Origin of the sequence: Bacteroides luhongzhouii, assembly GCF_009193295.2 — a bacterium.
In the GTDB taxonomy this organism is placed as follows: Bacteria; Bacteroidota; Bacteroidia; order Bacteroidales; family Bacteroidaceae; genus Bacteroides; species Bacteroides luhongzhouii.
This window is the reverse complement of the sequence record NZ_CP059973.1, coordinates 2,277,326-2,290,894: the sequence shown is the minus strand read 5'-3', so window position 1 is coordinate 2,290,894 and position 13,569 is coordinate 2,277,326. Positions and strand designations below refer to the sequence as shown.

General features: G+C 43.3%; 8 protein-coding genes and 2 tRNA genes. 1 reads left to right on the top strand and 9 read right to left on the bottom strand.

Translation table 11 applies throughout. The features are described from left to right. Positions 1–97: 97 nt before the first annotated feature. From GD631_RS08240 to GD631_RS08205, 8 genes are all read right to left on the bottom strand, one after another. Positions 98–1,600 carry a pseudouridine synthase gene (locus GD631_RS08240; protein ID WP_143259010.1) on the bottom strand — a complete coding sequence of 501 codons (1,503 nt, stop codon included), beginning with the start codon at positions 1,598–1,600 and terminating at the stop codon, positions 98–100. A gap of 74 nt (positions 1,601–1,674) precedes the next feature. Continuing rightward, on the bottom strand, positions 1,675–3,021 hold the full coding sequence (purB, locus tag GD631_RS08235; RefSeq protein WP_143259009.1) for an adenylosuccinate lyase: 1,347 nt from the start codon (positions 3,019–3,021) through the stop codon (positions 1,675–1,677). Between the two features lie 140 nt (positions 3,022–3,161). After that, positions 3,162–3,236: transfer RNA gene (locus tag GD631_RS08230), tRNA-Val, on the bottom strand. 35 nt (positions 3,237–3,271) lie between these two features. Then, positions 3,272–3,346: transfer RNA gene (locus tag GD631_RS08225), tRNA-Val, on the bottom strand. Positions 3,347–3,658: 312 nt separating this feature from the next. Continuing rightward, entirely contained in the window at positions 3,659–4,213 is a 555-nt protein-coding gene (locus tag GD631_RS08220; RefSeq protein ID WP_143259008.1) for a sugar O-acetyltransferase, read from the bottom strand. Positions 4,214–4,216: 3 nt separating this feature from the next. Next, on the bottom strand, positions 4,217–4,990 hold the full coding sequence (gene yaaA / locus GD631_RS08215; protein WP_143259007.1) for a peroxide stress protein YaaA: 774 nt from the start codon (positions 4,988–4,990) through the stop codon (positions 4,217–4,219). 242 nt (positions 4,991–5,232) lie between these two features. After that, positions 5,233–8,454 (bottom strand): carbamoyl-phosphate synthase (glutamine-hydrolyzing) large subunit, encoded by a 3,222-nt coding sequence (carB, locus tag GD631_RS08210; RefSeq protein ID WP_143259006.1) that lies wholly within the window; start codon positions 8,452–8,454, stop codon positions 5,233–5,235. A gap of 253 nt (positions 8,455–8,707) precedes the next feature. Next, positions 8,708–9,541, bottom strand: a complete 834-nt coding sequence (locus GD631_RS08205; RefSeq protein WP_211200536.1) for an alpha/beta hydrolase — start codon at positions 9,539–9,541, stop codon at positions 8,708–8,710. A 245-nt stretch (positions 9,542–9,786) separates the two neighbouring features. Here GD631_RS08205 and trpS point away from each other — a divergent pair, with 245 nt between their 5' ends. Beyond that, on the top strand, positions 9,787–10,881 hold the full coding sequence (gene trpS, locus GD631_RS08200) for a tryptophan--tRNA ligase (RefSeq protein WP_143259004.1): 1,095 nt from the start codon (positions 9,787–9,789) through the stop codon (positions 10,879–10,881). A gap of 274 nt (positions 10,882–11,155) precedes the next feature. Here trpS and GD631_RS08195 read toward each other — a convergent pair whose 3' ends face one another. Continuing rightward, positions 11,156–13,537: a DUF2339 domain-containing protein gene (locus GD631_RS08195; protein WP_143259003.1), complete on the bottom strand. Its 2,382-nt coding sequence runs from the start codon at positions 13,535–13,537 to the stop codon at positions 11,156–11,158. Between the last annotated feature and the right edge of the window lie 32 nt (positions 13,538–13,569).

The following is a 13,569-nucleotide window of genomic DNA, read 5'->3' as shown; positions in this document are numbered from 1 at the left end:
TTCTTTTTAGATACAAGAAGACGAGGTTTCAAATGCAAGATGAATTCTTTCCTGCTTTCTTTCCCCGTCCTCTGTCAAGTTGTTATTTATTGACTTATTACTCAAACGAACCCATGCGGAGGTAGTTTACTTCTGCTTCCGACAGGTAACGCCAGTCTCCGCGACGCAGACCTTTTTTGGTCAGTCCGGCGAAGAACACACGGTCGAGTTTTACTACTTTATAACCCAGTGATTCGAAAATACGGCGAACGATACGGTTCTTACCGGAGTGAATTTCGATACCTACCTGGTCTTTCTTGAAATCATCTGTATAGCTGATCGCATCTGCATGGATTTCACCATCTTCCAACTGGATACCAGCTGCAATCTGATCCATATCCGCTTTAGTCAGGTTCTTGTCCAGATGAACATGATAAATTTTCTTCTTCAGGAATTTCGGGTGTGTCAGCTTGGAAGCCAGATCACCGTCATTCGTCAGTAACAGTACACCAGTCGTGTTACGGTCCAGACGTCCTACCGGATAAATACGTTCGTTGCAAGCGCCTTTCACCAAATCCATTACTGTACGACGTTCCTGCGGATCATCCGATGTAGTAACGGTATCTTTCGGTTTATTCAGCAATACGTATACCTTGCGTTCGATGCTTACCGGTTCGTCGTGGAACTTAACCACATCCGAACGTTTGATCTTCGTACCCAATTCCGTTACCACTTCACCGTTTACAGAAACCACACCTGCCGTGATAAATTCATCAGCCTCACGACGGGAGCAAACACCTGCGTTAGCCAGGAACTTATTCAGACGAATCGGTTCATTCGGATCAATAAACTGTTCCTTGTACTCGATCTGTTTCTTTACGCTATACTTAGCGTTCGGATCATAATCGCCGGTACGCGGACGCGGACGATATCCTCCTTGTGAACGGTCGTTGTTGTATCTCGGACGGTAACCTCCACCTCCGTTGTTGCTGCGATAGCCGCCACCTTCGCCGTTATTGAAACGGGGACGATACGGACGATCACCACCTTCACGGTTGTAAGAAGGACGTTGAGGACGGTCGCCACCTTCGCCGTTATTAAAGCGGGGACGGTAAGGACGGTCGCCACCTTCACGGTTGTAGGAAGGACGTTGAGGACGGTCGCCATAAGACGGGCGGTCACCACCTTCGCCGTTATTGAAGCGGGGACGATAAGGACGGTCGCCGCCTTCACGGTTGTAAGAAGGACGTTGAGGACGGTCGCCATAAGACGGGCGGTCACCACCTTCGCGGTTGTAAGGACGTTGAGGACGGTCGCCTCCTTCATTATTATTATTGAAGCGAGGACGATACGGACGATCTCCACCTTCACGATTATAAGAAGGACGTTGGGGACGGTCGCCATAAGAGCGGTCACCATACGAACGCTGCGGGCGTTCGCCTCCTTCATTGTTGGCATTAAATCGCGGGCGATACGGACGATCCCCGCCTTCACGGTTGTAAGAAGGGCGATACGGACGTTCTCCACCTTCTCTGTTGTAAGACCTGTTACCATCACGGCCGGCACCTGTATTCTCCTCATTGAAAGAATTTTCGCGCCATTCTTCGTTTTCTGTGCTCATTTTTTTATTCGAATAAAATTAGACTTTGGCCTCACGGCCTATTTAAAAAACACGTTTATTATATAAGTAAACAATTAAAGCCCCGTATATGTATGGGGAGTGATTGCTCTTAACTCTTTTTTAATATCTTCGCTTACATTCAATTCTTCGATAAACTCTTTAATAGAACTTTCTGTAATAGCTTGATTGGTCCGGGTTAACGCTTTCAAAGCTTCATACGGATGCGGATAAGCCTCACGGCGCAAAATAGTCTGAATAGCTTCTGCCACCACACTCCAACAGTTATCCAAATCACGATAAATAGCCGGTTCGTTCAGCAACAGTTTGCGCACCCCCTTCAAAGAACTCTGGATGGCAATCACGATGTGACCGAAAGGTACACCGACATTACGCAACACTGTTGAGTCTGTCAAATCACGCTGCAAGCGGGAAACAGGAAGCTTCACAGCCAAATGTTCCAGAATAGACGTTGCTATGCCCAGGTTACCTTCCGCATTTTCAAAGTCAATCGGATTCACTTTATGCGGCATAGCGCTCGAACCTACTTCTCCGGCTTTGATCTTCTGCTTGAAGTACTCCATAGAGATGTACTGCCAGAAGTCACGATTCATATCCACCATGACAGTATTGATACGCTTCATAGCATCAAAAACAGCAGAGAGGTTATCATAGTTCGAAATCTGCGTTGTATATTCTTCGCGTTCCAGTCCCAGTTTTTCTGCAACAAACCGATTGCCGAATTGTTTCCAGTCATATTGAGGATAAGCCACGTGATGCGCATTGTAGTTTCCGGTAGCACCGCCAAATTTAGCAGTAAGCGGACATGCTTTCAACATAGCCAGCTGACGTTCGAGACGGTAAACAAATACCATCACTTCTTTACCCAGACGGGTAGGAGAAGCCGGTTGACCGTGAGTTTTGGCAAGCATCGGAATGTTAGCCCATTCTGTCGCATAAGTTTTCAACTGTGCAATCAGTTCCTCAATCAACGGGTAATAAACCTGCTCCAATGCCTCTTTGATAGAAAGAGGAACAGACGTATTGTTAATATCCTGAGAAGTCAGTCCGAAGTGGATGAATTCTTTATAGTCATCCATTCCGCCCATCTTGTCAAATTCTTCTTTCAGGAAGTACTCTACGGCTTTCACATCGTGGTTAGTTACACTTTCGATATCTTTAATGCGTTGTGCGTCTGCTTCGGAAAAGTTACGGTAGATATTCCGTAAAGTTTCAAACACGCTACTATCGATTCCTTTCAATTGCGGCAAAGGAAGTTCGCACAAGGTGATAAAATACTCCACCTCTACCTGTACACGGTATTTAATCAGTGCAAATTCAGAGAAATAAGCTGCCAAAGCTTTAGTTTTGCCTCTATATCGACCATCAATCGGAGATATGGCCGTTAATACATCAAGTTCCATACGTTTTCTTAGATAATTATCAGACTGCAAAATTAACTCTTTTTCCTGAGTTATAAGATAAAAGGAGGAAGAAAGTTTGTATAAAAGAGGTAAGAAATAAAAAAAGTCTCACGAATTTCTTCGTAAGACTCTGTTTTGTGTGGGCGTTGACGGATTCGAACCGCCGACCCTCTGCTTGTAAGGCAGATGCTCTGAACCAGCTGAGCTAAACGCCCTTGTTAATGAGCCGGAAGTGTTTCGTTTTTTTGTGTGGGCGTTGACGGATTCGAACCGCCGACCCTCTGCTTGTAAGGCAGATGCTCTGAACCAGCTGAGCTAAACGCCCGTACACTTCCGTTTCAAAAGCGATGCAAAGGTACGGCATTTTTTGAATTCTGCAAACATTTCATGTATTATTTTTCAAGAAATTTTTCATCAAATAAAGGAACACTCTGATTATCAGCAAATAATAATAAAAACTTTTTTCTTGCAACTTTCACATCTTCCGGTTCGTCTAATAAACAGAACAAAATAAAGATAGTCGCGCCTCTTTCTCTATCATTAATAATTAAAAAGAATCTGCAGGGAAACGGATTCACAACGAGGATAGTAACGCAGAAACGCTTAAATTCCGGGAAATAACCTTTCCGGTCAAGCGTTAAACAACTTGTTTGCGAACAACACGTGCCGGATTCCCGACTGCCACACTGTCGTCGGGAATATCTCTCGTCACAACGCTCCCCGCTCCTATTACACAGCGATTGCCAATCGTCACGCCGGGACAGATAATAGCGCCCCCACCAATCCAGCAGTCTTCACCAATCGTCACCGGATAAGCATATTCCTTAGAGCCTCTTCTTTCCAGATAATCCATCGGATGATGCGGCGTATAAATCTGTACACAAGGCCCAACCAGCGTATGGGCGCCTATCGTGATATATCCTCCATCCAGGAAAGTGCAATTGGCATTCACAAATACATGTTCACCCAATTTGATTCCGTCTCCATGATCGCAATGGAAAGGCGGACAGATAATTGAAGTTTCAGGAATCCCCGGTACCAGTTTTTCCAATAATTCCCGATACCCCTCATCATACGTACTCATTCCCCGCATACGTGCCAGCAGCTTCTTGGCATGTTCAAAACGCACCTGCAATTCCGGCGCAGCCATATCAGCCAACCGGCTGCTACGCATCTTTTCTACTTCCGTCATACTTTATATTTCTTTACCGTTAGTAAATACAAACTTCTTTTCACCCGAAAGAGATTCGTTAAATTCGAATCCTTCCCAGGAGAAGCTTTTCAAATCCTCCGGATCTTCTATTCTATTCTTCAGAATGAACCGCGTCATTTCGCCACGGGACATTTTGATATAGATCACTATCGAAGCTAATTTCCCGTTCTTCCATACCTGAAATTCGGGAGTAATGACACGTACTTCCCTCTCCACACGCTTCCAATCAAACAAACTTTTCATTTCGTCGCTGGCCAAATTGCAGAGTATGCCTCCCGCTTTCTTTATATCTTCAATGAAAACATCCGTCAGACGAGATTTCCAATAAGAGAACATGGTCTGATTGCCCGGTTCCGGCAATACTACGTCTCCTTCCAAGCGATAGGAACGAATAACATCTAAAGGCCTCAACAACCCATAACAAAAAGAAGTCAACCGCAGATGTCCCTGCGCATATTCAAATTCTTCTTTCGAGAAATCCTTTGCGTTCAATCGTTTGAACACAATTCCGGTATAAGCCAGCAAAGCTGGCAATTCCGGCGTATCTTCTGCATGAAAAGCCTGATAACGCTTATAATTCTCTACCGCCATCCTGGCATTTATACGCAACAGGCGTTCCAGTTCATCCACTGAAAACTGTGACATCTGCAAAGCAATCCCGGAAGCTTCTTTTTGAAATCGTGGAACTGTCTTCAAAGGTATTTTCACCTTTGAAGTCTCACTCATAGTCTTGGCACAAGATAGAAGTACTAACATTGTTTTATCTGATTTTATCTTTTCAAAAAACAAAAATAAAAAATAAATCTCTTCTCTTGCTGATGGATAGGCAGATTCTACTTAGTTTCAACCAATAATTAACTTTAATCATTTATTAATAACAAAACACTCCCTATATAGAACACACTCTAATGTGCTATATTTGCTAATAAAAAAGAACTCCCTCTTTGGACAAGCCAAAGAGGGAGTTCTTTTTATCTAACAGACAGCTAAAGCTGTTTTTATTTATATTCCTGCCAGCTCTTAATCTGAATATCATTCAGTTTCAATTCGCAGAATGCTTCGATAAAGGCACTTGCCAAACGAGCATTTGTAATCAACGGAATGTTATGATCGATTGCACCGCGACGGATACGATAACCATTCGTTAATTCACGTTTGCTGTGATTCTTCGGAATGTTAACGATCAAATCAAACTTATGGTCAGCAATCATCTTCATGACATTGTTCTCTGCACCCGGTTTTTCATCCGGCCAGTAAACTGGTGTTGCATCTACTCCATGAGCATTCAGGAAAGCAGCCGTTCCGGCAGTTGCGTAAATCTGATAACCCTTACCGAACAGCATACGACTGGCATCCAGCAAATCTACTTTCGATTTCATTGCACCGGAAGAGAACATCACTGCTTTTTCAGGAATCTTGAATCCGGTAGCAATCATTGCATTCAGCAATGCTTCAGAGAAATCATCACCGATACATCCCACTTCACCTGTAGAAGACATATCTACGCCCAATACCGGGTCAGCTTTGTGCAGACGAGAGAAGGAGAATTGAGAAGCCTTTACACCGATCCAATCGATATCGAACGCCGACTTATCCGGACGTGAGTATGGAGCATCCAACATGATGCGGGTAGCTGTTTCGATAAAGTTACGTTTCAGAACTTTAGAAACAAACGGGAAGCTACGAGAAGCACGCAAGTTACATTCGATTACTTTCACTTCATTGTTACGAGCCAGGAACTGGATATTGAACGGACCGGAGATATTGAGTTCTTTAGCAATCTGACGGCTGATCTTCTTGATGCGACGAGCTGTTGCAAAGTAAATCTTTTGTGCCGGGAATACCAAAGTAGCATCACCGGAGTGAACACCGGCAAACTCTACGTGTTCGGAAATTGCATATTCTACCACTTCCCCATTCTGAGCAACGGCATCAAATTCAATCTCTTTCGTATTTTCAAGGAACTGGGAAACAACAACCGGATATTCTTTAGAAACTTCGGCAGCCATCTTCAGGAAGTTCTCCAATTCTTCATCGTCGTAGCAAACATTCATTGCTGCTCCTGAAAGGACGTAAGAAGGACGAACCAATACCGGGTAGCCTACTTTTTCTACAAATCCCTTCACTTCTTCAAGACTGGTCAGTTCCATCCAAGCCGGTTGGTCGATACCCAGTTGATCGAGCATAGCCGAGAACTTGTTACGGTTTTCAGCACGGTCGATAGAAATCGGAGAAGTACCCAATACAGGAACCGACTGGCGGTAAAGTTTCATAGCCAGGTTGTTCGGGATTTGTCCGCCTACCGAGACGATCACACCACGAGGTTGTTCGAGGTCGATTACGTCAAGTACACGTTCGAACGAAAGTTCGTCGAAGTAAAGACGGTCGCACATATCATAGTCAGTAGAAACCGTTTCTGGATTGTAGTTAATCATGATAGACTTGTAACCCAGTTTGCGGGCAGTCTGAACCGCATTCACCGAACACCAGTCAAATTCCACAGAGCTACCGATACGGTAAGCACCCGAGCCCAATACGACTACTGATTTTTCATTCTTATAATAGTTCACATCATAACCTTCCACTGCATAAGTCATATACAGATAGTTAGTCAGTTCCGGATGTTCGGAAGCAACCGTATTAATACGTTTTACAGCCGGAAGAATACCCATCGATTTACGATGAGCACGCACTGCCAGGTTTTCTTTCTCCATGTTTCCGGTTGGATTCAGAACGAAACGGGCAATCTGGAAGTCGGAGAAACCTAACACTTTAGCTTCACGCATTACATCAGCAGGTATATCTTCTACCTTATTATAGGTGGACAGTTTCGCTTTGTAGTCTACGATATTTTTCAGTTTGCCAAGGAACCATGGGTCAATCTTTGTCAGGTCATGGATACGTTCGATGGTGTAACCTTCTTCCATTGCTTGTGCGATAGCGAAGACACGCAAGTCTGTCGGGCAAGATAGTTCTTTGTCGAGGTCGTCGAAATGCGAATCATCGTTTCCTACGAAACCGTGCATTCCCTGACCGATCATACGAAGACCTTTCTGGATGATTTCTTCGAAAGAGCGACCGATAGACATGATTTCACCAACTGATTTCATGCTTGAACCGATTTCACGAGATACACCGGCAAACTTAGTCAAGTCCCAACGAGGGATTTTACAGATATAGTAGTCAAGTTGTGGAGCTACGTATGCAGAGTTCGGGGTTCCCATCTCACCAATCTGGTCGAGTGTGTAACCAAGCGCTACTTTAGCAGCAACGAATGCCAATGGATAACCGGTAGCCTTAGAAGCCAATGCAGAAGAACGGCTCAAACGGGCATTTACTTCAATCACACGGTAATCATCCGTATCAGAGTTGAAAGCATACTGAATATTACATTCACCCACGATACCGAGGTGACGGATACATTTGGTGGAAAGTTCCTTCAACAGAGCCAATTCTTTATCATCCAGCGAGCAGGTAGGAGCTACTACTATTGATTCACCGGTATGAATACCCAACGGATCGAAGTTTTCCATGCTAGCTACTGTGAAGCAATGGTCGTTAGCGTCACGGATCACTTCAAATTCGATCTCTTTCCAGCCTTTCAAAGACTCTTCTACCAGAATTTGTTTTGAGAAAGCAAATGAGCTCTCTGCCAGTTTCAGGAACTCTTCCTCATTGGCACAGATACCGCTACCAAGACCACCCAATGCATAGGCAGAACGCACCATGACAGGATAACCAATTCTGCGTGCAGCAGCAATGGCATCTTCCATGTTTTCTACTGCCTCGCTAACCGGAGTCTTCATGTCGATTTCATTCAGTTTCTTCACGAACAGGTCACGGTCTTCTGTATACATGATAGCTTCTACCGAAGTTCCGAGTACCTTTACTCCGTATTTATCAAGAACACCTTGTGTATAAAGTTCAGCACCGCAGTTCAATGCAGTCTGTCCGCCGAATGCCAGCAGAATACCATCCGGTTTTTCTTTCTTGATAATTTCTTCTACGAAATAAGTATTCACAGGAAGGAAATACACCTTATCAGCAATACCTTCAGAAGTCTGAATGGTTGCAATGTTCGGATTAACCAGTACCGAGCTGATACCTTCTTCTTTCAACGCTTTCAGTGCTTGTGAGCCAGAGTAGTCAAATTCTCCTGCCTGTCCGATCTTGAGTGCTCCTGAACCCAAAACGAGGACTTTCTTGATTTCCTTTTCCATTTCTTTTGTTGTTATAATATGTTGTTATATCTAAGTTTGCTTATAAAAAAAATGCGTTGCCCTCAAAAAAGGACTAACGCATTACCAAAGAACTAAAATATCGTTTTTGGAAATAAGAGAAGAAGCCCGCCGTTTCCGGGTGCAAAACATCCGAATGTAGATAATACTTACTTCTAATTTCCTGTTGATTCATTGTTTTCTTCAAAATTTGTGCAAAGTAACTACTAATTTTGGAAATAGCAAAAAGAAACTACTACTTTTTCACAAATTCTTTCAACCACTGCTCGGCCCACGAAGGCCATAAAAGTCCTGCCGGAGCTCCACGCATACCATATCCATGTCCTCCCTTTGCCGTAAGGTGAAATTCTACGGGTATTTTATGATCGCGCAATGCTTGTGCCATAACTAAAGCGCTATTGGCATGGAAATCATCACTGGTGGCAAACAAAAACATGGGAGGTGTCTGTTCGGTGATAGTCAGTTCCGGGGTCAAGGTCCGTTCATTTCCCTGATCTAAATAGGCCGGATAAATCAGCAATGCAAAATCCGGACGACAACTAAGTTCATCCGCTGCATCTACTTTCGGATAAGTATTCTCATTAAAGCGTGTGGCCGCTCTTGCAGAAAGACTGCCGCCAGCAGAGAATCCGATTACTCCCACTTTTTCGAGTTGCTTATTCTTCTGACGCATCAGCCGGATGGAACGCTGCACGTCCTGCAATGCCCCATCTTGCTTACCGGGTACCCGATAGGCAAGTACATAGGCAGTAAAGCCTTGTTTCGCCAGCCACTTTGCAATATCAGTTCCCTCTTTATCATAAGCTAAAAGTGCATATCCTCCTCCCGGACATACGATTACTCCCGCTCCGTTCCCCGCACCTACAGGTTGGTATATTTCCAGTGTCGGATTGGTAACTTCCGTTATACGTATCACACCCGGTTCGGTAGTTAAGTCCTTCACCATGGCTTGTTTTTCCTTAGTTGCACCCGGCACTTCTCCCGGCCATACAACCATAGTCTGTTGTTGTGCTGCCAAATCACTCATTATTAACAAAGATGACAAACATATTAAAAGAATCTTTTTCATTTTTCATTCATTTTCCAGCCACTCTTTAATGAGGCTATAAAACGATGGTTAGTATGCTACAAAGATATATAAAAAACATAAGAATCATGATTTCAACTCTTTATTTATCAAGACAACCTTCATTAATCTTTTCACAAGCATTGACAGAAGTGGGCATTTCGAAAATGAAGTATCTCCGTTTTTATTCATTTTTCAGTTTTTATCCTTATCTTTGCGTTCCATTGATTATAAATAAGACATTCATTATGAGCAAAGAAAAAATCATATTGACAGGCGACCGCCCTACCGGAAGACTTCATATCGGTCACTATGTAGGTTCGTTGAAACGCAGAGTTGACTTGCAGAATGCAGGTGATTATAGTAAGATGTTTATCTTCATTGCCGATTCACAGGCATTGACAGACAATATAGACAATCCGGAAAAGGTGCGTCAGAATGTAATCGAAGTTGCTCTTGATTATCTGGCTTGTGGTATTGATCCGACTAAAGCTACGATTTTCATCCAGTCGCAAATTCCGGAACTGTGCGAACTTAGTTTCTATTATATGGACCTTGTCAGCGTATCCCGACTGCAACGTAACCCGACTGTGAAATCGGAAATTCAGATGCGTAACTTTGAAGCAAGTATTCCCGTAGGTTTCTTCACTTATCCCATCAGCCAGGCAGCGGACATTACAGCGTTCCGCGCAACGACTGTCCCTGTGGGTGAAGACCAGGAACCGATGCTCGAACAGGCTCGTGAAATCGTTCGCCGTTTCAACTATATATATGGTGAAACATTGGTAGAACCGGAAATCCTGTTGCCGGACAATGCGGCTTGTTTGCGTCTTCCGGGAACTGACGGTAAAGCTAAAATGAGTAAATCGCTCGGAAACTGCATCTATCTCTCGGAAGAACCGGAAGAAATCCAAAAGAAAATCATGAGTATGTATACCGACCCGGGACATCTCCGCGTACAAGATCCGGGAAAGATTGAAGGTAATACGGTATTTACTTACCTGGATGCTTTCTGCCTCCCCGAACATTTTGAACGTTACCTACCGGATTATCCGAATCTGGCAGAACTAAAAGCGCATTATCAACGCGGCGGACTGGGCGACGTAAAAGTAAAACGTTTTCTGAACTCTATCATGCAAGAAATTCTCGAACCGATTCGCAACCGTCGTAAAGAGTTCAGCAAAGACATTCCGGCTATATATGACATGCTTCAGAAAGGATGCGAAGTGGCCAGAACTACTGCTGCAGAAACGTTGGCTGACGTGAAGAAAGCAATGAAGATTAATTACTTTGATGACAAGGAACTGATCGAAGAGCAGGTAAAGCGTTTCTCTCAGAAGTAAAATATTTCGTTTGGGAATAAACATAATTAAGAGCTAAAGTAAAGAGGCTGTCTAAAAAGTCGTCAGTTACTCTAACTCCCCTCCTTCGGGAAGGAGGGGTATCCGAAGGACGGGGTGGTAGGATAAACAAAATTACCCCTATCTTATTGTAGATGAAAGATTTATATATTTACCTACCACCTCCTCTACGGGTACTCCTCCTTCTTGAAGGAGGAGAATGAGGATAGAACCGACTTTTTAGACAGCCTATTTTTTATCGGATATTTTCAAAGATTTAGTTTGTTTCTTCCTCGTCATTTTTGAACAACACATCCTTTAGTTTCTGATAAAGGAACGAAAGTGTCAGCAATATCAATCCCAAAATGATAAATACGACAATCTTACCGATAGTCGGCATTGCCCATAAATCGTCCAATACGAGTTTGAGCAGGACTATTCCGAAAGTCGCAAGGCTTACCATACGCATCGCTTTCTGATGCAGGTGCATTCCTAATCCCATCTGGACGAACCCAGCAATGCTTAATGAAAGAGATAACCCGGCACTGAAATCGTCTACACCTACTTGCCAAAGGAAAGAACGTACCATTGTCAGCCAAAGGAGTGTGGCAAGAATATTCAGATATACGGTGAAGCGGGATTTTATGCCGATTGATGTATAGTACAGACGTGCCACGTAATACATGTTTGCTATCACGAAAGCGGCCGTCAGCCATCGCAACATGACAGGAGTGAAAGCCATATTCTCCCATTGGTCACACCATATATTCAGAATATATACAAACGTATTCATTCCGATAGCCAATGTATAGGAAGTGAGGTGCTTGATTATTGAGAATCGTTTTCTGAAAGCATAGCAAATGCCCGAAATGGATACGGCGGTAAACAAAAACATCGCTCCGCTTCTCGTTGCCTCTTCAAAATACAAATTGAATTCCATCATAAATGTATAATAAAGTATGATTACGGAAACTATAAGCATAAAAGGATTCCAAAAACTGTATTTCAACCGGCGTGCCGTAGAGAAGAATGAATGATAATATTCCATTAATAAAGCAAACGCTCCTGTAGCTAATCCTACAAACAAAGAGGTGGCAAATGAACTATTCAGAAAGATCGTATCCAAAGAATGCTGTTCAAACATCACGCTATACACATCCATCAAGTAAGAAACGAAAGTAAGTCCTATCAGGACTTTGGCCGCAGACTCATATACCCTGATTTTCGACTTAACATAAAGCCACAACAACAATACCATTTCCGATGCCCAAAGCAAAGTAATATAGTTTCCGTCCAGTTGAATCGGGACTGTAATGGAGACAAATGTCAGCACAAGTCCCAATGTAGTATACACGAGGAATTTGTATTCTTTCCTATTCTTCCATAACCAAAGCACTAGCCCCAGATTAACGAGTGCGATAAACAGGCTCAACAGACCGCTCGCCTTAAAAGACAGCTCCATATTCTTTAGGAAAAGAATTCCCGAAAGCAGATAGACAAAATTATTAGTGATGATGACAAACACCAGCCCGCGGCTCATCGCCTGTATCTTCTCTCCACGGAGAATGGAAAACACAGGAAGCAAAAAGATAAAATAGAACAGGGTGGCAAACATCAACAAATGTCCCGAAATGACCGTAGAACGGGAAGAATAGCTCAACAATAAGAAACTAGCCATTATCAGACAAGTAAAGACAAAGGAGATTATCGGAAGCTCGCTCCACTTTTTGCAGATGGAAAGCCCGAACATCCCCAAATTCAAAATGCTCACATAAGTAAACAGAACTTGATAACTTCCTTCACCGCTACTCACAATGAAAGGTGCTAAAAATCCGCCGACAAGTGCAATAATAGCCAGCTCACGCCTGTCATATATCACAGATAAAACAGACATAAATATAGTAGTGGCTATCAGAATGACAAACGCCACAGTCTGCGAGAAGATATGATAATAATGGAATGCGATAGCAACCGTGAGATAGAACACGGCGAAAGCACCACCGGCAAGTAACGAACTGAATGTACGATATTTCTTCTGCAACCGTTCGGCAACAACCAGCAATGCGGCTCCGGTCAGGAAACCAAGCACCGTACGGAAAGTTTCGTTTATCCAGTTCTTGTCAATGGCGTACTTCACAAAGAAGCCCACCCCTATCACAAATATGAGAATACCAATCTTTCCAAAAAGGTTTTCACCGATAAACTTCTCGTAATTGATTTGTTTCTTTGGTGGTTCCGGAGTAGCCGGCGCCACATGAATCGGTTCTGGAGACATTGTAGACTCTTCCCGAACGGTATCCATCACTGGGATATTTTCAATAATTTCTTCTTGAATAGATTCTTGGGCAGATTCCGAAGCATCTTGCAATTTATCAGCAACCACAGCCTCAACCATTGTACTTGGTTCTCGAACAACCGACTCTTCTTCAACCAATTTTTCTTCTGGCAAGACTTCTGCTACTACTTTTTCAGGCGTCTCCTCACTTGATTCCCTATCACCTACAGCCATTTTCGCCTGCCCCTTCAAAAGAGCGTCCATCTGTTTTTTTATTACATCAAGCTCTTTCTCTATCTTCGTGAACCGACCATCGAACCGGCATAACAAAACAATAAGTATTACTATACCGAGTAGCGGATATACACTATTCAAATCTCCCATAGTATTTTGTATTTGATTCAATATTACAAATA